This window comes from Micromonospora sp. Llam0, from assembly GCF_003751085.1.
Lineage (GTDB): Bacteria > Actinomycetota > Actinomycetes > Mycobacteriales > Micromonosporaceae > Micromonospora_E.
Window position 1 is genome coordinate 1645462 of record NZ_RJJY01000002.1, and the last position, 21127, is coordinate 1666588.

The 21127-nt window shown below is 68.5% G+C and carries 17 protein-coding genes and 1 pseudogene; 11 read left to right on the forward strand and 7 right to left on the reverse strand.

All coding sequences use genetic code 11. The annotated features are described in order from the left end of the window. Positions 1-130: 130 nt before the first annotated feature. Positions 131-1342, reverse strand: coding sequence for a cytochrome P450 (locus EDC02_RS34745; protein WP_123606384.1), 1212 nt, complete (start codon positions 1340-1342; stop codon positions 131-133). A 605-nt stretch (positions 1343-1947) separates the two neighbouring features. Here EDC02_RS34745 and EDC02_RS34750 point away from each other — a divergent pair. From EDC02_RS34750 to EDC02_RS34760, 3 genes are all read left to right on the forward strand, one after another. Further along, positions 1948-3165, forward strand: coding sequence for a cytochrome P450 (locus EDC02_RS34750; RefSeq protein WP_123606385.1), 1218 nt, complete (start codon positions 1948-1950; stop codon positions 3163-3165). 49 nt (positions 3166-3214) lie between these two features. Beyond that, positions 3215-4366 (forward strand): DegT/DnrJ/EryC1/StrS aminotransferase family protein, encoded by a 1152-nt coding sequence (locus EDC02_RS34755; RefSeq protein WP_123606386.1) that lies wholly within the window; start codon positions 3215-3217, stop codon positions 4364-4366. 75 nt (positions 4367-4441) lie between these two features. Then, the gene (locus EDC02_RS34760) at positions 4442-5224 is read left to right on the forward strand and encodes a thioesterase II family protein (RefSeq protein WP_123606387.1); all 783 of its coding nucleotides are present in this window, start codon (positions 4442-4444) and stop codon (positions 5222-5224) included. Between the two features lie 22 nt (positions 5225-5246). Here the strand turns inward: EDC02_RS34760 and abc-f are convergent, their stop codons facing one another. Beyond that, complete coding sequence (abc-f, locus tag EDC02_RS34765; protein ID WP_370461625.1) at positions 5247-6884, reverse strand: ribosomal protection-like ABC-F family protein; 1638 nt, start codon at positions 6882-6884, stop codon at positions 5247-5249. 348 nt (positions 6885-7232) lie between these two features. Further along, a complete protein-coding gene (locus tag EDC02_RS34775) occupies positions 7233-7625 on the reverse strand; it encodes a GNAT family N-acetyltransferase (protein WP_199758116.1) in 393 nt (130 codons plus the stop codon). Positions 7626-7755: 130 nt separating this feature from the next. On the opposite strand from EDC02_RS34775, the gene EDC02_RS34780 reads away from it, so the two are divergent. Beyond that, complete coding sequence (locus EDC02_RS34780) at positions 7756-8382, forward strand: TetR/AcrR family transcriptional regulator C-terminal domain-containing protein (protein ID WP_199758023.1); 627 nt, start codon at positions 7756-7758, stop codon at positions 8380-8382. Between the two features lie 591 nt (positions 8383-8973). Here the strand turns inward: EDC02_RS34780 and EDC02_RS34785 are convergent. Continuing rightward, positions 8974-9582, reverse strand: coding sequence for a TetR/AcrR family transcriptional regulator (locus EDC02_RS34785; protein ID WP_123606391.1), 609 nt, complete (start codon positions 9580-9582; stop codon positions 8974-8976). Between the two features lie 81 nt (positions 9583-9663). On the opposite strand from EDC02_RS34785, the gene EDC02_RS34790 reads away from it, so the two are divergent. The 3 genes from EDC02_RS34790 to EDC02_RS34800 all read left to right on the forward strand — a co-directional run bounded on the left by EDC02_RS34790 (position 9664) and on the right by EDC02_RS34800 (position 11190). Continuing rightward, positions 9664-10419 (forward strand): NADPH-dependent F420 reductase, encoded by a 756-nt coding sequence (locus EDC02_RS34790; protein ID WP_123606392.1) that lies wholly within the window; start codon positions 9664-9666, stop codon positions 10417-10419. Positions 10420-10506: 87 nt separating this feature from the next. Beyond that, positions 10507-10710, forward strand: a complete 204-nt coding sequence (locus tag EDC02_RS34795; protein ID WP_123606393.1) for a hypothetical protein — start codon at positions 10507-10509, stop codon at positions 10708-10710. 66 nt (positions 10711-10776) lie between these two features. Beyond that, positions 10777-11190: a hypothetical protein gene (locus EDC02_RS34800; protein WP_123606394.1), complete on the forward strand. Its 414-nt coding sequence runs from the start codon at positions 10777-10779 to the stop codon at positions 11188-11190. Between the two features lie 567 nt (positions 11191-11757). Here the strand turns inward: EDC02_RS34800 and EDC02_RS34805 are convergent. Then, positions 11758-13074: an IS4 family transposase gene (locus EDC02_RS34805; protein WP_233605980.1), complete on the reverse strand. Its 1317-nt coding sequence runs from the start codon at positions 13072-13074 to the stop codon at positions 11758-11760. Between the two features lie 641 nt (positions 13075-13715). Between EDC02_RS34805 and EDC02_RS34810 the strand changes: the two are divergent. The 4 genes and pseudogenes from EDC02_RS34810 (at position 13716) to EDC02_RS34825 (ending at position 20332) form a co-directional block, all read left to right on the forward strand. Further along, positions 13716-14572: pseudogene (locus tag EDC02_RS34810) on the forward strand (transposase family protein). A 244-nt stretch (positions 14573-14816) separates the two neighbouring features. Beyond that, positions 14817-15791, forward strand: a complete 975-nt coding sequence (locus EDC02_RS34815; protein ID WP_123606395.1) for a 4Fe-4S dicluster domain-containing protein — start codon at positions 14817-14819, stop codon at positions 15789-15791. A 13-nt stretch (positions 15792-15804) separates the two neighbouring features. Further along, positions 15805-17076 (forward strand): NrfD/PsrC family molybdoenzyme membrane anchor subunit, encoded by a 1272-nt coding sequence (gene nrfD / locus EDC02_RS34820; RefSeq protein WP_123606396.1) that lies wholly within the window; start codon positions 15805-15807, stop codon positions 17074-17076. Continuing rightward, entirely contained in the window at positions 17063-20332 is a 3270-nt protein-coding gene (locus tag EDC02_RS34825) for a molybdopterin-dependent oxidoreductase (protein ID WP_123606397.1), read from the forward strand. Before nrfD ends, EDC02_RS34825 begins: the two co-directional genes overlap by 14 nt. A gap of 64 nt (positions 20333-20396) precedes the next feature. Here EDC02_RS34825 and EDC02_RS34830 read toward each other — a convergent pair whose 3' ends face one another. Beyond that, entirely contained in the window at positions 20397-20717 is a 321-nt protein-coding gene (locus EDC02_RS34830) for a carboxymuconolactone decarboxylase family protein (protein WP_123607387.1), read from the reverse strand. A gap of 166 nt (positions 20718-20883) precedes the next feature. Further along, complete coding sequence (locus tag EDC02_RS34835; protein ID WP_123607388.1) at positions 20884-21123, reverse strand: thioredoxin family protein; 240 nt, start codon at positions 21121-21123, stop codon at positions 20884-20886. Positions 21124-21127: the final 4 nt, after the last annotated feature.

Below are 21127 nucleotides of genomic sequence, written 5' to 3' on the forward strand. Positions count from 1 at the left end.
GTTCTCCCGGCGGAAATACGTAACGATGGTGGCCGACAGGGTGGCGTCACCAGCCCGCGTGTTAGATTGAGCCGTGGCGGATCACTCGGTGCTGATTCGGCCCCTCACCTGAACTGGTCGTGGAGCTGGATCACCACCTCACCGGTAGGGCCACGAGGCTCCGTACCATCATCCCCCGGTGCCACTCGAGTTCGTTCTCCTTGACAGCAAGACGAAGGCCGGGGAGTCGTCTGACCAATGCTCCGATGGTGGCCTGGATCTCCAGTCGGGCGAGGCTTGCCCCAATGCAGAAATGCGGGCCGTGTCCAAACGCGATGTGCGGATTGGGCTCGCGGTCGAGGACGACGTCGGCGGCGTCCAGGAAGGCATCCTCGTCCAGGTTGGCGGAGGCCAAGGAAAAGATCACGGCGTCACCGGCACGGATGGCGGCCCCGTTGAGTTCCAGGTCCTCGGTGGCAATGCGGGTGGGCCCCACTGTGGCCCACATCGGGGCGATGCGGAGAAGTTCCTCGACGGCTGTCGGGATCAGCTCGGGCCGGGCGCACAGGGTCTCGTACCGGGAACGGTCGCGCAGCAGGACGAACAGGTGCGAGGCGATCTGGCTGGCGGTGGTCTCATGGCCGCCAACGAGGAGGCCGCCCGTGAGCATGATCAGCTCTTCCTCGCTGAGTCGGTCGCCATCGTCGCGGGCCTCGATCAGCGCGCCGATGAGGTCGTCGGTACGGTTGGCGCGGCGGTGCGCGAGCAGGCCGCCGAGGTACGCGATGAACTCCTGGACGGCCTGTTCGACCTCGTCGTCCGAATAGCGGGTGCTGGACATCAGGGCATCGCTGAAGGCCCGGAAGATGGGCTGCTCCTCGGTGGCGACCCCCATCATCTCGCAGATGATCGTGACCGGGACGGGGAGGGCGATCTGGCGTACGAGGTCCGCTGGCGGGCCGGTCTCGATCACGTCGTCAACGAGCCGGTCGGCGATCTCGGCGATCCGGGGGGCGATGTCTCGGACGCGTTTCGGGGTGAACGCGGTGGCGACGAGGCGGCGCAGCCGGGCGTGCGCCTCGGGGGGCATACCCATCAGCCCGTCCGCCTCCTGGATGCGGGGGGAGGCGCGGGGCACGTCCCGGCCGGCGCCGGCGGCGATGCTGAGCCGCGGGTCGGAGAGCGCCTTCTTGGCGTCGGCGTGCCGGGTGACCAGCCAGGCGTCCCCGCCGCCGTAGGGCATGCGGACGCGGGCGACCGGCTCATTTGAGCGCAGGTCGCCGTAGGTGGGGTCGACAGTGAGGTCGGCACGGTCACTGAAGGGGTAGAGCCGTAAGGATCCGGCTGTTACGGGACACTTCATGGCTGCTTCTCCTCCAGAAAGGGGACGTCCTGTACCGATCTCGACAAGTTCCCTCCCTGAGAGCCCACCCTTTCGCGATTCACCCAACAGGAGCAAGCAACGCGCTGTCACGGAATCACATAGGACTATGTCAGGTCTCGCAATTGAACTGGCCAAACCGCCTGTGACAATCGCTACAGATGATCTTCTGCGGGCGTGCTCCCAGCGTTGGAGATGGCACTATGTCAAGTCCAGCCTTGCGGCTGCGGGCCTCGGTCGGTAACTTTCAATGCCACGGAGCGGTTCTCCGCATGCCCCCGACAGCCGCAGTCCGGTTCACGGTTCGACACCAGCACATCGACCACAATGGCGCACAATGCAGACTTCTTTCCGCCATAGCTGGTTTCGATTCGTTTCCGCGTCCCCCAACGTCCCGAAAAAGTCGCCATAACCGGTGTACCTGCCGATCCCGGCGACCGCTACTGCCAGACCGTCGAATCCTGGCGAGGATGACGCGGGAGGGTTCGACCTCGAACAATTACCTCCCTACCCCGGCGGTCCGTCGCGCACCCGGTCCTGCCCACCCCGGCCCCTGGGGCCACGAGCATCGAGGAGATGAGGACACCATGACGCAGACGGACAACGTGCCGGCGCCACCGCTCGACATGCCCAAGGGCGCGGACGCCCAAGGGCTGCTTGATTGGTTCGCCTACATGCGGGAGCACAGTCCCGTCTCCTGGGACGAGACCCGGCAGGCCTGGCACGTGTTCAACTACCGGGACTACCTGGCCGTCACCGCCAACCCGCTGATCTTCTCCTCGGACTTCAGTCCGGTCTTCCCGGTGCCACCGGAGCTGGCCCTGCTCATGGGGCCGGGCACCATCGGCGGCATCGACCCGCCCCGACACGGGCCGATGCGTAAACTGGTGAGCCAGGCGTTCACCCCCCGACGGATCGCCCAGATGGAGGCGCGGATCGAAACGATCACCGCCGACATTCTCGAGCAGGTACGCGGCCAGGAACGAATCGACATCGCCGCCGACCTCGCGTACCCGCTGCCGGTGACGGTCATCGCCGACATGCTGGGCATCCCGAACGAGGACCACGAAAAGTTCCGCAGGTGGGTCGACATCATCCTCAGCAACGAGGGCCTGGAGTACCCGAACCTCCCGGAAGACTTCACCGAGACGGTCGGCCCGGCCATCGCGGAGTGGTCGGAGTTCCTCTACGCCCAGATAGCCGAAAAGCGGGCCCGGCCGCAGGACGATCTGATGAGCGGGCTGCTGGCGGTAGAGGTTGAGGGCCGCAAGCTGACCGACGAGGAGGTGGTCAACATCGTGGCGCTGCTGCTCACCGCCGGGCACATCTCCAGCGCCACGCTGCTTAGCAACCTCTTCCTGGTGCTGGAGGAGCACCCAGAGGCGCTCGCGGCCGTCCGCGCCGACCGCAGCCTCGTCCCCGGCGTTGTCGAGGAGACCCTTCGCTGGCGTTCCCCCTTCAACTGCATCTTCCGGCTGCTCGCCGAAGACACTGAGATCTTCGGCCAGCCGATGCGCAAGGGGCAGATGGTGATTGCCTGGATCGCCTCCGCGAACCGCGACACCGAGGTGTTCACGGACCCGGACATCTTCGACATCCGGCGCGAGTCGAACAAGCACCTGGCCTTCGGCTACGGCATCCACCACTGCCTGGGCGCCTTCCTGGCCCGACAGGAGGCCAGGGTCTTCCTCAACCACGTCCTCGACGAGTTCAGCGAGTTCACCATCGACCACGACGAGGTCGAGTTCTACGACCCGGACCAGCTCACCGCGCGACGCCTACCCGTCCAGGTGGTCCGCGGCTGATCGCCGCCGGCCCACCGGCCTGCCCCCGCCCCCACGCACGGAACCCGAGGTGACAGTGGAGGTTCCCTTCCTCGATCTGGTTGCGGCCACCGACGAGGTACGGGCCGACCTGGACGCGGCGTACGCGCGGGTGTCCGCGTCGGGCCGCTACCTGCTCGGTCCGGAGCTGGCGGCGTTCGAGACGGAGTTCGCGGCGTACTGCACGGCGCAGCACTGCGTCGGGGTGGGCAGCGGGCTGGACGCGCTGGTGCTGGCCCTGCGGGCGCTCGGCGTCGGGCCGGGTGACGAGGTGATCGTGCCGGCGCACACGTTCATCGCGACCTGGCTGGCGGTGTCGGCCACCGGCGCCCGCCCGGTTCCGGTGGAGCCGGGCGGGTCCAGTTTCGGCATCTGCCCGGAGCGGTTGGCGGATGCGCTCACCCCGCACGTCAAAGCGGTGCTCGTCGTACACCTCTACGGGCACCCGGTCGACCTGGACTCGGTGCGGGCGGTCGCCGACCGGTACGGCGTACCGGTGGTGGAGGATGCGGCGCAGGCCCACGCCGCCACCTACCGGGGGCGGCCGATCGGTGCCGGCGGAGTAGTCGCGTTCAGCTTCTACCCGGCAAAGAACCTCGGCGCGCTGGGCGACGGCGGAGCCGTGGTCACCGACGATGCGCAGCTCGCCGAGCGGGTCCGGCTGTTGCGCAACTACGGCTCCACACGCAAGTACGAACACCAGGTACAGGGCGGCAACTCGCGGCTGGACGAGTTTCAGGCGGCGGTGCTGCGGGCCAAGCTGCCGTACCTGGACGAGTGGACCACGCGACGGAACCGGGTGGCCCGGCGGTACACGGAGGCGCTGAGCGAGGTGCCCGACCTCGTCCTGCCCACCGTCGCGCCCTGGGCCACGTCCGCGTGGCACCTGTACGTGGTTCGGACCCGGCACCGTGAGCTGTTGCGGGGTCGGCTGGCCGAGGCCGGGGTGGAGACGCTGGTGCACTACCCGACCCCGGTGCACCGGTCCGGCGCGTACCGGGACACCGAGACGGTCCGCCGGGCCGGCCCGTTACCGCTCAGTGAACGCCTCGCCGAGGAGGTCCTAAGCCTGCCGATCGGCCCCCACCTGTCCGACGAGAGCGTCGAGATGGTGATCTCCGCAGTCCGCGCCGCCCTGACCGACCTGGACGCGGAGGTCGGGGTCGCATCGTCCCGGCGGTGAGCCGGGCCGCGCCCACCGGGCCACCGACCACCTGAGCACCGCACCATCGAGAAAAACCGAGGAGCGTCCACCCTCATGTCCCGGTCCACCGATTCACCCGAGCTCTGGCTGCGTCGTTACCAGCCGGACGACGACCCTGCCGTCCGGCTGTTCTGCTTCCCGCACGCCGGCGGCGCAGCCAGCGCGTACCTGCCGTTCGCGCGCCGGCTGCCGGCCACCGTGGACGTGGCGGCGGTCCAGTACCCGGGCCGGCAGGACCGCCGGGACGAGCCCTTCGTCGACTCCATCGACGCCCTCGTGGATCGGCTGCTACCCATCTTGCTCGCCGCAGCGGACCGGCCGATCGCCTTCTTCGGGCACAGCATGGGCGCCACAGTCGCCTTCGAGATCGGTCGCCGGCTCCCACCCGCCGCTGCCGACCGGCTGGTCCACATCTTCGCCTCCGGCCGGCGCGGCCCGGCCACCCCCCGCCGCGACCGGTACTACCACGCAGACGACGAGCTGATCGCGGAGATCCGCCGGTTGGAGGGCACCGACTCCAGCCTGCTGGCCGACGAGGAACTGCTGCAGATGGTCCTCCCGGCGATTCGCAACGACTACCGGGCGGCGGCGACCTACGACTACCGCCCCGGGCCGCTGCTGCGCTGCCCGGTCACCGTGCTCACCGGCGACAGTGACCCCAACGTCACCGCCGAGGAGGCGGCGGCGTGGGCCGAGGTGACGACGGCGACGACGGTCGTCCACACCTACTCCGGCGGGCATTTCTACCTCAACGGCCAGATCGACGCGGTCTGCGGGCGGATCACCGCCGCACTCAAGGCGCTGACCCCGGCGCGGACCGGCGGCGTCGGCGGCTGAGGCACGCCTCCCGCCCGGCCCGTCAGACCCGCGTGGAGCCGGCGACCGCTCCCTCGCGCAGCTCCAGCCGGGTCCCGGTGAAGGTGCTGCGCATCCGGCGGTCGTGCGTCACCACGACCAGCGCCCCGGCGTAGCCGTCCAGCGCCCGCTCCAGCTCCTCGACCAGCAGCGGGGCGAAGTGGTTGGTGGGCTCGTCCAGCAGCAGCAGGTCGGCCGGGCGGGTGACCAGGCGGGCCAGGTCGATCCGGCGGCGCTGCCCGACGGAGAGCGTCCCGACTGGCATCCCCAGATCGTCCGGGCGGAACAGGCCGAGCGAGAGAAGGTCCTCGGCGTGCTCGTCGGGGTGCCCTGGGCGGCCCGCCGCGAACGCCTCCAGCAGGGTGCGCCCCTGCTGCTCCGCCATCACGTCCTGGCGTAGGTGACCGACCCGGGCCGGGAGCCGCACCTGCCCACCGTCCGGGACGAGTTCACCGGCGAGCACCCGCATCAGCGTGCTCTTGCCCGCCCCGTTGCGACCGGTGACCAGCAGTCGCTCGGACCGGCCGACGACCAGGTCGGGAACGTGTAGCCGGTCGCCGACCCGAACATCGGTCAACTGGGCGCAGGGGGTGTCGACGTCCGCCGAGCCCGCCGTGACGGACGCGGTGAACCGCAACGGGTCGGCGGGACGCGGAACCGGCTCCCCCCGGAGGCGACGTAGCCGTTCGTTGGCGTTGCGGGCCTTGCGGGAGGTCGCTGTCGACGAGGACCGGGACCGGTGCGCACCGGCCCCGCTGAACGCCGCCGGACCCTTGCGGGAGATGGACCGGAGCATCTCGCCGGCCCGCTCCGCGAGGTCGGTCTGCCGGTCGACCTCGGCCAGCCAGTCCGCGTACGCGCGCTCCCAGGCGGCCCGGGAGGCGGCCTTCGCCCGCAGGTAGTTGGCGTAGCCGTCCCCGTACCGGCGTACAGTCAGGGTGTCGGCGTCGACCTCCAGAATGGTGGGAGTGACCGCCTCCAGGAACATCCGGTCGTGGGTGACCACCACCACCGTGCCCCGGTGCGTGCGCAGGTGCTCCTCCAGCCACTCGACGGCCTCGGTGTCGAGGTCGTTGGTGGGCTCGTCGAGCAGCAACAGCTCCGGCGCGGCGGCCAGGGTGGCCGCGAGGGCGAGCCGGGACCGTTCCCCGCCGGAGAGGGTGTCGACCGCCCGGTCCCGGTCGAGATCGGGCAGGCCGAGGCCGTGCAGGGCCGCGTCCACCCGGGCGTCGGCCGCGTAGCCGCCGCGGGCCTCGAACTCGGTGAGCAGCGTGCCGTACTCGTCCAGCTGCTCAGCGGTCGCGGCGGCGAGGGCCGCCTCGGCGGCCCGCAGCCGCGCCTCCATGTGCCGCAGGTCGGCCAGTGCGTGGTCCACCACGTCCCGCACGGTGCCGCCGGGTGGCAACCGTAGCCGCTGCGCCAGGTATCCGGTGCCACCGGGCGCGGAGACCGTCAGGTGCCCGCTGTTCGGCGTCTCCAGCCCGGCGATGAGCCGGAGCAGGGTCGACTTGCCCGACCCGTTCTCGCCGATGACACCGACCCGCTCCCCCGGCTTGACGGTGAGCGACACCCGCTCCAGGACGGCCCTCTCGGGGTAGCGCTTGGTGACCTCGTCGAGGACGAGTTGCGAGCCGGGTGACAACGGGCAAGTCCGCACGAGGGAACTCCTGCTTCGGGCTGGGCCGAACATTCCACCTTCAGTCAACCACGCGGCCGTCCGCCACGCGTCGCGGAAGGCTCTGCCGCGCGGTCCCCTCTGCGGCCTTCCCCTCCCCACCGTCGCTGACGTGTCTGACCAGCCGGATTGGCAGCCCGAACCGCTGCGCGGTCACGGCCACCGCGTCCGAGACCCTCGCCGAGAACCGCTGACCAACGGCCGCGGTCCTAATGACATAATTTCCGCTGGTCATGGCCGCTCCCGCGGGTTCGGCCACAGGACGCGCCGTCGCCCGCTGACAGGCGCGCAGAACCTTTGGGACTGGTGCCTGGTTCAGCTGAGTTGATGGGTGAAGCACCTGGCCAGCGGTTCGCCGACGTACGGCCCGTAGCCGTCGCTCCGCTGGTAGCCCTCGCGCTCGTAGAACCGGATCGCGTCGGGCTGTTTTGTGCCCGTCGCCAGCACCAGGGTGCCGATCCCCCGCCGCCGGGCCTGGTCCTCCAGTGCATGCAGGATGCGGGTTGCCACACCGGTGCCGCGCGCTCGGGGGATCACGTACATCCGCTTGATCTCGGCCGTGCCGTCGTCCAGCGGGAGTAGGGCGCCGCAGCCGGTCGCGTGGCCGTGCGGGTCGCGGGCGATCAGGAATACGCTGATTGTTTCGGCGGTCGGCGGCTCGGTCTCCTGGTCGGGCATCTGGTAGCGGGCGGCCAGTTCACTGTGCATGGCCCGGCGCAGGCGGAGCCCGTCCGCGCTATCCCACGGTTCCTCAGCAATGCTAACGGTCACGGTGCTGCTCCTGAACTAAGTTCAACCATCTCACCCAGGATGCCTGAACTTTGTTAAAGTGACAATTGTGAAGGGCATCACGCGGGAACGCATCGTGGCGGCGGCACTCGAGCTGCTCAACGACAAGGGCATCGACGCCCTCACCGTCCGCGCGCTCGCCTCCCGGCTCAACGTAAGGGCCTCGGCGCTGTACTGGCACATCCGCAACAAGCAGGAACTGCTCGACGAGATGAGCACCGTCGTCATGCGCCGCGTCACCGACGCTCTCGCCTCCATCCCACCCAGCGGCAGCTGGCGTGACGACATGGCCGCGTACGCCCGCGTCCTACGCGCGGAGTACCTGCGCCACCGGGAGGGAGCCCGCATATTCAGCGGCAGGCGCGTTTCCGACTTTGAAGTGGTGCGGGCGAAGGAGCCCTGGCTCGCCCGCTTGACCGCGGCCGGTCTCACGCTTGCCGAGGCCGACGACGCGGCAGATCTGGTCACCGCGTTCGTGGTCGGCTTCGTCATCGAAGAACAGGAACGAACCCAGGGACCGGCAGACCGATATTCGCTCGCCGAGCGCGACGTCGGCTTGGGCGAGGGCGTAGAACTGGTCAAGGCCGCCGGGCACCTCCGCGACGAGGGCGACCCACGGTTCGAACGACAACTCGGCATCGTCCTCGACGGCGTTACCGCCCGTCTGCGGAGCTGACGCCCCGGCAACGGCGGCGACAGAGGTGAGTCGGCCAACCAGAGGGTCACCACCTTCGGGCCGATGAGCGAATGTCATGCCTTGGGCGACGACATGGTGGAGCTGCGCGATGTTCTGTCCACAGACGTTGGCCGTGAGAAGGTCTCCACTACATCGCTGGCCACGGTGTTTGCCTCGATGAAGTGCAGCTCCCGGAGGAGCTGGGGGCGGCCGGGGTGGTGGGCAGCCGGGAGTAGAACACGACGGGCGCCGGCCCGCAGAGCCTCATTCGTGCCGCCCTGCGTGAGCCAGCCCTCGGACCGCTACCAAGAAGTCGGCGCCCGACTCCGCGATGGCGAGCGCGGACTGCCGCGCCGTAGCGGCGACCGTGTTCTCCACCGTGCCACGACCGACGGACGTTACGGGCCTTGATCGCCAGTGGGGCGGGAGCCCGGCGCACAGCGGTTGCTCGGGCAGGCCTGGCGGAATGGCGGTCCTGGCGGCGCCACTGCGGGGAGCCACCTCTCGGACCCTTGCCTGCGGCCAGTCACACGTTCCGGGGCCAGGCCACCGAGGATGTTCTCTAGGTCGCGGGTTCGGCGGCCCCGTCTGTCACGGCCGAGCCTGGCGTGCCGGTGCGTGCACCTCGAAATGGCAGACGGAGATAATGGGCCAGGTCAGCATGGCCATCTCCGACGGTGTGTGTGCGCAGCCGCGCTGCAGCCAGTCGGTGGCCACCCCGACGAGCGCACCCGCGACGAACGCGGCGGGCACGTTATGCGGATCGTCGGGCGCAACAATGGTCTTGCCGGTCGACCTCTTCAGCCCGGCGGCTGCCATGCGGCGCCGGATGTGGTCGATGACGCGGGCGCTTCCTTGCGGTCCGAGCAAGCTGCGGTACAGGCTGGCGTGCTCGGCGAGAGCAGTGAAGAAGGTCTGCAGGGATTCGATCGGGTCCCCGGTCTCGGGGTCGCCGCCAAGGGCGGTCATCACCTCGACCAGCTCGTCGATCATCCCGGTGCAGGCGGCCTCGGCCAGTTCGTGCACATCTCGGTAGTGATCGTAGAAGGTCGAGCGGCTCACGCCCGCTCGCTCGGCGACGTCGGCAACGCTGATCTGCGACAACTCTCGATCCTCGACGAGATGAATCAGCGCGCCCCGCAGTGCCGCATGAGTACGCCGCACCCGCCGATCGCCTGCGGGAGGGCCGCCTTCCGTCATGGACACGTGAGCCAGCCTACATTGCCTACATCTGTAGGTTAGCCTACGGTCGTAGTGGAACTTCGACCGAAGGAAGGCGCGATGACCACAACCCTCGGACTGATCGGCGCCGGCATGATCGGCAGCACAGTGGCCCACCTCGCCGTTGCCGCCGGCCTGGACGTCGTCCTGAGCAACACCCGCAGCCCCGACACCCTCGCCAACCTCGTCACCGACCTCGGCGAGCACGCCCATGCCGGCACCCCCGCCGACGCCGCGCGCGATGGTGACCTCGTCGTGGCCGCCATCCCATTCAACGGCTACCGCTTACTCCCGGCGGCTGCACTGGCCGGTAAGACCGTGATCGACGCGATGAACTACTACCCGCAACGCGACGGTCGCATACCGGAGCTGGACGCGAACGGGCTGACCTCAAGCCAACTGGTGCAGCAGTACCTGGCCGACTCTCGCGTGGTCAAGGCGTTCAACAGCATCACCTACATCAGCCTCGGCAACCGAGCGCGGCCCGCAGGCGACCCCGACCGCAGCGCCCTTCCCATCGCTGGCGACGACACCGCCGCCAAGGCACAAGTTGCTGCGCTACTCGACACCCTGGGCTACGACGCCGTCGACATCGGCACCCTCGCCGAAAGCTGGCGCAGCGAACCCAACACCCCGGTCTACGTCCAGCCCTACTTCGCAGGAGAGGCGCCCAAGGGCCTCGATCCGGAGGAGGAATTCCGCTGGCACCTCACCAACCCCGGCGTCCCGGTCCCCGCCGACCAGATCAGAAAACTCACCAACACCGCCGTACGCGGCAAGGCCGGCGGATACCTACCCGGACTGGAGACCGCATAAGCAGCGGTTACTAATTGGCTGGACACCTTTCGAGTCGGGGGTCGGGCGCGAATCCACGCTGAGGCTTCCCGGTGATCGTCTCGACAGGTGCTCTTCGCGAGCCGGGCAATCGTGATCCAGACCGCGAGCAGCGGCGCGCGCATCTCGGGCGAGCGGGTGCTCGACGACCTCGAACACGTGCGGGACTTCACAACGGAGCTGGACTACTACACGACCAAGATCCACAACGTCCTGTTGAAAACTACACCGTCGTTGCACCCGGGCCTAGCGGGCCCTCTGGATCCGTACTGAAGCCCTGCTCGCCGGACGCGTGGGCTGGGGCGCTCCCCCCCACTCCTCCGACCCGAAGTGAGTCCGATGAGCAACATCGAGTTCGTTCAGGAATACAACACCTTCATCGAATCCACGATGCTCGACGAGCAGGCGTTCCTCGCCAAGCTGCCGCATTACATCACCGATGAATCCGTTCTGGCTGAACCCGACAGTCTTTTCGGCCGACTCGTTGGAATCAACGGCTGGAACCAGTGGCGCACGGCCGCAGCCGACATGGCGATGCGAACCGGTGTCCGGTTCGTGACCGGCGGATCACAGTTCTTCGAGAACGGTGACACCGTGCTGCACTACTATGAGATCAACTTCTCCGCACGCGAAGGCTATCCGAGTGGCTGGCACACATCGATTATCGAACGGTATGACTTCGCCGGCGGCAAAATCGCCAAGCTGACTGCCTACTACGCCGACACGACAGCGTTCCTCAAGTACTTCTCCTGACCACCGTCTCGCCGGTGTGTACGCGTTGGCGCGGCTCGCGGACGATGGAAAGGAGTCCGGCAGACTCATATCGAGGTCCTCTGCGCCTATCTGCAGATGCCCTGCACGGGCACGAGGAGCACCTGGCCGGCACCGTAGCCGGCTACGGTGCCGGCATCGACCTCGACGTGATCCGCTGCTGGTGGTCAGTGCGCGCCGTCACCAGTAAGAGCAACCAAGCGCCAAATGCCGCAGTGTGGTCCCGGCGCAAACATTCAGGTGGTGGGCGTAGGGTTCCGTGCGGTGGCATAGCGTGATGGCCGGTTGGCTGGTGGCCGCCGGCTGATGTTTACCTGGGTGGGTCGGGGTCAGGTGCAATGCCACGTAGCCTAGGTTGATCTTGATGGTGGCTGGACCCGATGGATGTGGATGGTCGGTGGACGCTGGTGGCGGATGCTGGCCGGTTCGTGGGGTTTCTTGACCCGGTACTGGTTGTGGCGGGCGCGTTTGACCGCGCGGGGGCAGGTGCGTTCGCGTCGGGTGGGGATCAGGAGAGCGGCGATCCGGGCGAGGTGGGTCGGTAGCTGGTCAGCCCAGTCCTGAGGGGGGAATGTCCGCCGTGCCGGTGGCGGTGCGGCGGATCAGGCGCAGGGCTCTGGTGAAGGAGATCCTGTCCGGATCGAGGTCGGCGGCGGCGGACGCTTTCGCTGTCAGCGCGCTGATCGCGTGGTGGACGATCAGGTAGGCCCAGATCTCCTGATGGGCCAGGTCCGGCAGACGGGACCGCAGCACCCGTCCGGGACCACGGAGGTGGGTTTTGAGCTGGTCGTTGGCGGTTTCCTCCTCCCACCGCTCGTGGTAGCCGCCAGCTAGTTCGTCGGCGTGGGCGTCGGCGGGGTCGACGATGGTGGTGATCAGGGCGATCAACTCGCCGGTGCCGTCGCCGACGCGGTCGGGAATGTCGTACTCGACCACCCGGGCGAGGTGGACGACCGGCAGGCCCCGGTCGTCGAACGCGTCGGGAACGCTGTTGATGTCGGTCAGGTCAGCTCCGGCGCGGGCGGCCGCGAGCAGTCGTTCCCGTCGACCGCCACGGACGGTCGGTTTGATCAGGACGGTGAGATAGGTGCCGTCGGACAGGATCTTGACCACGGGCAGGTCGAGCTGGGTCGGGGCCCGCCACAGCAGCGCGGCGCCGGTCGCGGCGGCGGTGTCCCACGCCTGCCAGGAGTAGAACCCCCGGTCGGCGGTGAGTAGTTCGTCGGACCGTAGCCGTGGGTACAGCCGCTGCGCGAGGGTCTTCTCCCCTTCCGGGTAGGCGCCGATCTCGGCGGCGACGAAGGCGTGGGTGCCGCACTCCGCGAGGGCCACGACCCGGGCCTTCGGAAACGCGGAACGGTTCCCCCCTGACCCGGCGTAGCCGAACTCGGCCGCGTTGGCCGTGCTGTCGGGCACATCGACGGTGAACCCGTCGATCGCCAGCAGCCGCCACCGGCGTAGGAACGACCCCCGCGCGGTCCCCAACGCGCCCGCCGGCGCTGTCGGGCCCGCCTCGCCCGCGACCGGCCCGCACGTGCGCTCGAACAGCTCGGCGAACACCCGGCGGCCCAACCGTTTCCGCGCCTGGCTGATGGCACTCGAGGTCGGCACGCTCCACGCCGCGTCCCAGCACCCGAACCGGTCCAACGACCCGGTGACCCTGGTCGCGACCTCGGTGTAGTCATCGTCGGGGAACAACGCCAACCCCAACGTCAGGTAGGTGCTCACGTGCGCCGGCAGTTTCCCGTCCGACCGCTGCTCCCGCACCCCGCACACCTCGATCGCGGCGTCGACCTCCTCCCGCGACACCTGCGAGATCAGCACCCCGAGCGTCACCTGATCCGGCCGTACCACTGGACGGTCCACCACATCCACCGACATGACCCGTGATCAAAACAGTCAGCCGAGCCGTGGTCGTCCCGCCACGCCGCACCGCCCAGGAGTCCACATCAAACCCGCAGGTCAAACCCAAGATCAACTTAGGCTACGTGGCATTGAGCCTGGACCGGGCTCATGCTGCCTATATGCCGGACACCACCTGGGCAGTAAGCGGATATCCCCCAGGCTCGTCCCGAGACTCACCTCCGGCCTCGGTTTTGATGTCGTCTGACTGAGTTTCGACACGTCAACGGCAGAGAACTCGACGTTCATCGCTCATCTTCCCGGTCCATACCTGACGCAGTCATTTGCCGCGCCTTTTCCAACGACGCTCAGGACGACGGTCTTCAGCCAACGCCCCTCGTGGTGGTTTGAAGCCTGCTTCCGCAAGCCGGCTCCGGAGGGCCAAACAACCTCCATCTCCCATACAGCACCGCAGTCCACGAGACCGTCATCCATCTTTGCCTCGCTTTCTACGTTCGTGTTCACAAGAGCTGATCTCAGCAACGCAAAAGGTTTAATTGGTGCGACACGGGCGAAGGCGACGTGTCGGACGGTGTCAGAAATAGGCGTGGAGCCATCGATAGACATGTCCTTGCGACAGACACACGTCTTCGAGAGGGCTCCACGTGATTACCTATCCTGCCACGGTCGACGTCCCCAGGGAACTCGTGCAGTACGTCAGCCGACTGCTCGCCACCGAACGCCGGGCGCGAGGAACCCGCACCGGTACCCGCACCGGTACCCGCGCCCTGACCTGCTTCCGCCAGGCGCTGATGGTGCTCGTCTGGTTCCGCAAGGGCGAGGACGTCACCGGGCTCGGCGCCGGCTTCGGCATCTCCCGGGCGACCACCTACCGGTACCTGGCCGAGGGCATCACGGTCCTCACCGCCCAGGCGACCGACCTGCACACCGCCCCCTACGCCGGGTCGCCGACGACGGCTGGTCCCACGTCATCCTCGACGGCAAACTGTTCGACTGCGACCGGCTCACCGAGACCACCCTCTCCGTCAAAGGAGAAACGATCGACGCCTGGTACTCCGGAAAGCACCGTGACTTCGGCGCGAACATTCAGGCGGTCACCCGCCCGGACGGACTACCGATCTGGACCTCTGCCGCGATGCCCGGACACCTGCACGACCTGACCTGCGCCCAAACCCTCGGTGTCACCGCCGCCCTGAACTGGGCCGCTGCCGTCCTCGACCTGCCGACACTGGCTGACTCCGGCTACGAAGGCGCAGGCCAGGGCGTCAAGACCCCGGTCAAGCAGCCCGCCGACGGCAGCCGGCTCGCCCCCGACAACCGCTTCTACAACCGGCTGCTGCGCGGGCTTCGGTGGCAGGGCGAACGCGGCTTCGCCATCCTGATCGGACGATGGAGGACGCTACGTCACACCACCGCCAGCCCACGCAGAATCGGCGACATCGTGGCGGCAGCGCTACACCTGACGCATTTCGAATACAAATACCTATCGGAAAGTCGGTGAGATCACCTCACTGTCGTCGGCGCCTGAAACTTCGCGCGTCGCCGACAACACCCACAGGCCACTGGTTGGTGGCGGTACGGCGGCCGGTCTTGACGCGCTGATACCCGCCAGCCGGGATGCTGGCGTCCGTGAGCTGTTCCTTCCATTCGGGCCGTTGGACCGGTGCTGGTGGGGTCGTCGGACTCTGCGGGAAGGGCCTGCGATATCCCGACCATATGAGTGTCACCGGCGCAGGAGGACACTGATGAGCACGTCGAGAGACACCGGCGGGACCGATCCGGCCGTTCCGGACGGCGCGGAGGCTTCCGGGCGTGGCTTGGACCGCCGTGAGCTGGTGCGCACCGTGACGTTGGTCGGCGGCTTCGCGGCGGTGGCGGGGACGGCCGTGGTGGGGTCGCGAGTCGCGCGGGGTTCGGCCGATCCGACCGGTGAGCGGACCGTACGCGCGTTGACGGTGCTGGACAACGTCGCGGCGCAACCCGGCGAGGACGTGCTGCTGCGGATGCAGCGGGAACTGGTGAAGGCGATGACGAAGCCGGTGGAGGACCGCAGCTGGATCATGGTGATCGACACCCGCAAGTGCGTTGGTTGTCACGCGTGCACCATCGCCTGTGTGGCGGAGAACAACCTCCCGCCCGGGGTGGTGTACCGGCCGGTGCTGACCGAGGAGTTCGGCGAGTTCCCGAACGTGCAGTTGCGGTTCACGCCGCGGCCCTGCATGCAGTGTGACGAGCCGCCGTGTGTGCCGGTGTGCCCGGTGAACGCGACATGGAAACGCCCGGACGGGATCGTGGCGATCGACTATGACAAGTGCATCGGTTGTCGGTACTGCATCACGGCCTGCCCGTACGGGGCGCGGACGGCGGACTTCGGCGAGTCGTACACGGCCGAGGTCGCCGACGGGTCCGACGAGCTGGAGACGGTGGTGTTCGGCGCTCAGGCGCCGTGGATGGAGCAGCCCAACCACGAGTACGGCAAGGCCTGGACGCGGGAGGATCACGCCTCGCCGCAGGGCAACGCCCGCAAGTGCCACTTCTGCCTGCACCGGTTGGAGGTCGGCCAGTTGCCCAAGTGCGCCACATCGTGCATCGGCCGGGCGACCTACTTCGGTGACGCGAACGACCCGGAAAGCCTGGTCACCGAGCTGATCACCAAGAACAACGTGCAGACGTTACTGCCGCACCACGGCACCCGCCCGCGCGTCTACTACATCGTCTGATCGGGGCGCCGCGATGACAACGACTCTGAATCGTCCCGCCGATGACCGGCCGACCTCCCGAACAGCGTCGACGGTCCGGACGTGGCAGGCCAAGCCCGGCTGGCACCAGGTGCTGTGGGCCGTCTTCGCGGTCAGCGCGGTGTTGGGCTCGGTAGGGCTGGTGTGGCGGTTCGTCGGCGGTCACCTGCCGGCCGGGTACGGCTCGTACGTGCCGTGGGGGCTGTGGGTGGCGATCTACTTCCACGGCGTGGGGATCGCCGCCGGGGCATTCGCGGTATCGGCGCTCGGTCATCTGCTGCGGCTGCCAGGGTTCGTCTCGCCGCGATCGTTGCGGGTCGCGGCGGTGCTGGTGGCGGCCTCGGTGCTGCCGGCGCTGCTGGCGGTGGGCCTGGATCTCGGGCAGATGACCCGGGCGTGGCGGATCTTCGTCACGCCGTCGTTCACCAGCATGATGGCGTTCAACTCGTGGGCGTACGTGGTGCTGCTGGCGATCTGCGCGACGGTGTGGTGGCTTTCCTACCGTGCCGACCGAGGGTGGCTCAAGCCGGTGCTGGTGCTGGGTGTGGTCATCTCGGTGATGGTGCCCAGCCAGAGCGGTGCCTTCTTCGGGGTGGTGGACGCCAAGCCGTACTGGCACAGCGCGCTGCTGCCAATCCTGCTGCTGGTGTCCGCGGTGACCGCCGGCGCGGCGACGCTGCTGCTGGTACGCGCGGTGCTGGCCGCCGGGCAGCCCGATTCGTCGGCCGAGCGACGCGAGGCGTCGGCTGCGGTCGGCGTGCTGCGCCGGGTGGTGCTGGCCGGCATCGGGGTGTACTTCGTGCTGGAGTTCGCCGAGTTCTCGGTGGCCTGGTGGAATCCGCAGGCCACCGCCCCGGAGTTGTCGCTGGTGCTGACCGGCCCGTACTGGTGGGTGTTCTGGGGGGTGCACGTCGCGCTCGGCGGGGTGCTGGCCGCCGCGCTGCTGGCGGCCCGCCGCCCGCCCTGGTGGCCGGTGGCCGCCGCGGTGGTGGCGGTGGCGTTCCTGAGCACCCGACTCAACGTGCTGGTGCCCGGCCAGGCCGTCGGTGAGCTGGACGGATTGCAGGCCGCGTACGCCCACCCACGGCTGGACTACGTGTACCACGCCACTGTCATGGAATACCTGGTCGCGCTCTTCTGCCTCGCGCTGGGCATGGCGATCTGCTATGTCGGGCTCCGGGTCAGCGCGGCGCTCGAATCCAGCATCCCCACCATCCCCCGCTTCCCCCGCATCTCCCGAAAGGACCACACCGATGCCGTCTCCTGAATCCACGGTCAACGGCGGCGCGGCAGGCCCGTCACGGCGCGGCGTACTGGCCGGCGGGGCGCTGCTCGGCTCGCTGCTACCGATCGGCCTGGCATCGCCAGCGCAGGCCGGCGGGCACGGCGGTGCGGTGTTGGACAGCGCCCGCCCGGACGCCCCGTACGAGCTGGCCCTGGCCGACAACCACATCCTGTCGTCGTGCCTGCAGTGCAACACCGGCTGCGGCATCCGCGCCAAAGTGGAGAACGGCGTCATCACCAAGATAGACGGAAATCCGTACAGCCCGTGGACGATGCTGCCGCACCTGCCGTACGCGACCGCGGTCGACGACGCCGCCCCGGTCGACGGATCCCTATGCCCGAAAGGCCAGTCCGGGCTGCAGACCGCCTACGACCCGTACCGCCTGCGCAAGGTCCTCAAGCGCGCCGGCCGGCGCGGTGAGAACAAATGGGTGTCCATCCCGTTCGACCAGGCCATCACCGAGATCACCGAGGGTGGGCGGCTGTTCGCTGACGTACCCGACGAACAGGACCGCGAGGTCGAAGGGCTCCAAGCGCTGACGCCGCTCCGGGATCCGGACGTCGCCAAGGCGATGGCCACCGACGTCAAGGCCATCTGGGACGAGAAGGACCAGACGGCCAAGGCCGCGTTGGTCGCCGCGTTCAAGCAGACCCACTCCGCGCATCTGGACCTGCTCATCGACCCGGAACACCCGGACCTCGGCCCGAAGAACAACCAGGTCGTGGTCGCGTGGGGCCGGCTCAAGGACGGCCGCGGCGACCTGTACAAGCGGTTCGCCGCAGCGCTGGGCACCACCAACGCACACGGGCACACCACGGTCTGCCAGGGCTCGCTGTACTTCACCTGCAAGGCCATCAGCGAGCAGTACATCGGCGGCAAGTTCAGCGAGGGCAAGAAGTTCTACTGGCAGGCCGACACCGAGAACAGCCGGTTCATCCTGTTCGTCGGCGCGAACCTGTTCGAGGCCAACTACGGCCCGCCCAACCGCACCGTGCGGCTGACCGACAACCTGGTCACCGGCAGAACGCGGATCGCGGTGGCGGACCCACGGTTCAGCAAGCTGGCCAGCAAGGCCGCGCACTGGCTACCGGTCAAGCCGGGCGGCGACGGGGCCCTGGCGATGGCGTTCATCCGCTGGATGCTGGACAACGAACGGATCGACACCAGCTTCCTGTCCTGCGCGAACAAGGCCGCTGCCACCGCCCGAGGCGAAACCTCCTGGACCAACGCCACCGTACTGGTCGACGTCAGCGACGGCACACCGGGCGCCCTGGTCCGCGCCGCCGACATCATGGTCGGCGGCACACCGCTGCGGGCGGCCGAGCCGCGCACCTACCCCGACGCGGCCACCGGCCAGGACAAGGAGTACGAAGAGACCTTCCTCGTCACCATGGTCGACGGGGTGCCCACCGCGATAGACCCCAACGACGAGACCACACCCGTGTACGGGGACCTGTTCGTCGACGCCACCCTGCCCGACGGCACGGCCGTCAAGAGCGGCCTGCAGGTGCTGGCCGAGTCGGCCCGTGAGCGCAGTGTCGCCGACTGGGCCGACCTCGCCGGCGTCACCGAGAAGGCCATCGTCGCGGTCGCGGAGGAGTTGACCAGCCACGGCAAGGCCGCTGCGGTCGACATCCACCGCGGGGTCGCCCAGCACACCAATGGCTTCTACAACGTGCTCGGCTGGATGACGGTGAACATGCTGCTGGGCAACTTCGACGCCAAAGGCGGCATGATCGCTGCGTCCACCTACGACACCAAGGGCAAAGGCAAGGGCGAGCTGTTCGACATCACCGCCCACCCCGGCAAGACCAGTAGCTTCGGGGTCAGCTCCATCCGGCACGGCGTGGACTACGAGAAGACCACGCTGTTCGCCGACTACCCGGCGAAACGCAACTGGTACCCGCTGTCCAGCGACATCTACGAGGAGATCATTCCGTCGATCGGCGACGCCTACCCGTACCCGGTCAAGGCACTGTTCCTCTACATGGGTGCCCCGACCTATGCGCTGCCGGCCGGGCACACCAACATCGAGATCCTGTCCGACGTGACCAAGCTGCCGCTGTTCGTCGCCAACGACATCCTCATCGGCCCCACCTCGATGTACGCCGACTACATCTTTCCCGACCTGACCTTCCTGGAACGGTGGGAGTTCCAGGGCAGCCACCCCAACATCCCCAACAAGGTCCAACCGGTCCGCCAGCCGGTCATCGCCCCGATCCCCGAGCAGTGCACCGTGTACGGGCAGAGCTACCCGATCAGCCTGGAGGCGCTGCTGCTCGGCGTCGCCGAAAAGCTGGACCTGCCCGGCTTCGGCACCGACGCGTTCGGGCCGGGCCGGCACCTACGCCACCCCGACGAGCTGTACTTGCGCCAGGTGGCGAACCTCGCCTTCGGCGAGGCGTCCGACGGCAGCAAGTCCGTGCCCGACGCCGACGATCGCGAACTGGAGCTGTTCGACGCGGCCCGGTCGCACCTGCCGGCCAGCGTCTACGACCCGGCCCGCTGGGCGGCCGTCGTCGGCGCCGACCAGTGGCGCAAGGTGGTGTACGTGCTCAACCGGGGCGGCCGGTTCGAGGACCACGCCAAGGCGTACGACGGTGACCGAGTCACCCACCCGTACGGCAAGCTGCTCAACCTCTACCAGGAGAAGACCGCGAAGACGGTGCACGCCGGCACCGGCGAGAAGCACCCCGGCTACGCCACCTACATCCCGGTCCGGGACTTCGTCGGTGCCGAACCGACCGCCTACCGTGACGGCTACGACCTGGCGCTGATCACCCACCGGGTGATCTCGCAGACCAAGAGCCGCACCGTCGCCGACCCGTGGCTGTCAGCGCTCATGCCCGACAACGGCATCCTGATCAACCCGCGCGACGTCACCCGACTCGGCCTGCACGACGGCCAGCAGGTCAAGGTGGTCAGCGCCACCAACCCGCGCGGGCTGTGGGACCTCGGCCGCGGCGGTACCCGGGCGATGATCGGCAAGATCGTCGCGACGCAGACCATGCGGCCCGGCGTCGTCAGCTTCGCCCTCGGCTTCGGCCACTGGGCCACCGGCGCCAGCAACGTCACTATCGACGGCCACACCGTCAAGGGCGAACCGCGGCGTAAAGCCGGCGTGCACGCCAACGCCGCCATGTGGACCGATCCGACGGTGAAAAACACCTGCATGCTCGACCCGGTCGGCGGCAGCGTCAGCTTCTACGACACCCACATCCGGCTGGAGCCGGCCTGACTGGACAATGCCGTGGCCGGGCCGGCTGTCTCAGGGGTGCATGAGCACCGCGGTGGCCCCCGGATCAGCGCCGGTCGAGGACCTCCCGGGTCCAGCCCCAGGCCGCGATGACGGCGGGGAAGCCGCGGGTGGTCAACGCCAGCAGCACGACCTGCTCGATCTCCTCAGCCGACGCACCGGCGGCCAACGCCTTGCGTACGTTGGAGCGCACCGCGCCTTCGGCGAGGCTGCCCACCGCGATGCCCAGCTTGACCAGCCGCACCGTGCGATCGTCCAACGGACCTGCCCGGTCGACCTGGGCCGCCAGCTGGTCCTGGGCGGCAGCGACCTCACCGAAGCGTTCCCGGAACCCGACGTACACGTCGGGCAGATGATCGGCCATGATCGTCGCGCCCCTCTCTCTTCTCCATACCGGGCAGGTACCGCCCGGTATCCGCTGACCGGCCCAGCATCCCAGATCACCGCGTCCGCGCCGACGGCAACACGGCAACCGCCGACTGGCTCGCTGGCTGGCTCGTTGCGAGCAGAGGCCGGCGGATGCCGCGGCGTGCTCAGCAGGCGGCGGTGAGCAACTGGCGAAGTTGGCCCTTACCAGGGACCCGGCCGGAGAGCACTACCTGCTCGTCGATGACAAGGGCTGGTGTGCTCATGACACCGTACCCGACGATGGTGGGATAGTCGGTGACCGTGGTGATTTCGGCGGTGATGCCCAGATCGGCGAGGGCTTCGCGGGTGATCTTTTCGAGGGCGTGGCAGTTGCCGCAGCCCGGCCCGAGGATCTTGATCTGCATGATG

Excerpts from the sequence above, each read along its gene's own strand:
- EDC02_RS34745 (WP_123606384.1), bottom strand. The coding sequence starts at position 1,342 with ATGAAGTGTCCCGTAACAGCCGGATCCTTACGGCTCTACCCCTTCAGT.
- EDC02_RS34750 (WP_123606385.1), top strand. The coding sequence starts at position 1,948 with ATGACGCAGACGGACAACGTGCCGGCGCCACCGCTCGACATGCCCAAG.
- EDC02_RS34760 (WP_123606387.1), top strand. The coding sequence starts at position 4,442 with ATGTCCCGGTCCACCGATTCACCCGAGCTCTGGCTGCGTCGTTACCAG.
- EDC02_RS34775 (WP_199758116.1), bottom strand. The coding sequence starts at position 7,625 with ATGCACAGTGAACTGGCCGCCCGCTACCAGATGCCCGACCAGGAGACC.
- EDC02_RS34785 (WP_123606391.1), bottom strand. The coding sequence starts at position 9,582 with ATGACGGAAGGCGGCCCTCCCGCAGGCGATCGGCGGGTGCGGCGTACT.
- EDC02_RS34790 (WP_123606392.1), top strand. The coding sequence starts at position 9,664 with ATGACCACAACCCTCGGACTGATCGGCGCCGGCATGATCGGCAGCACA.
- EDC02_RS34800 (WP_123606394.1), top strand. The coding sequence starts at position 10,777 with ATGAGCAACATCGAGTTCGTTCAGGAATACAACACCTTCATCGAATCC.
- EDC02_RS34815 (WP_123606395.1), top strand. The coding sequence starts at position 14,817 with ATGAGCACGTCGAGAGACACCGGCGGGACCGATCCGGCCGTTCCGGAC.
- nrfD (WP_123606396.1), top strand. The coding sequence starts at position 15,805 with ATGACAACGACTCTGAATCGTCCCGCCGATGACCGGCCGACCTCCCGA.
- EDC02_RS34825 (WP_123606397.1), top strand. The coding sequence starts at position 17,063 with ATGCCGTCTCCTGAATCCACGGTCAACGGCGGCGCGGCAGGCCCGTCA.
- EDC02_RS34835 (WP_123607388.1), bottom strand. The coding sequence starts at position 21,123 with ATGCAGATCAAGATCCTCGGGCCGGGCTGCGGCAACTGCCACGCCCTC.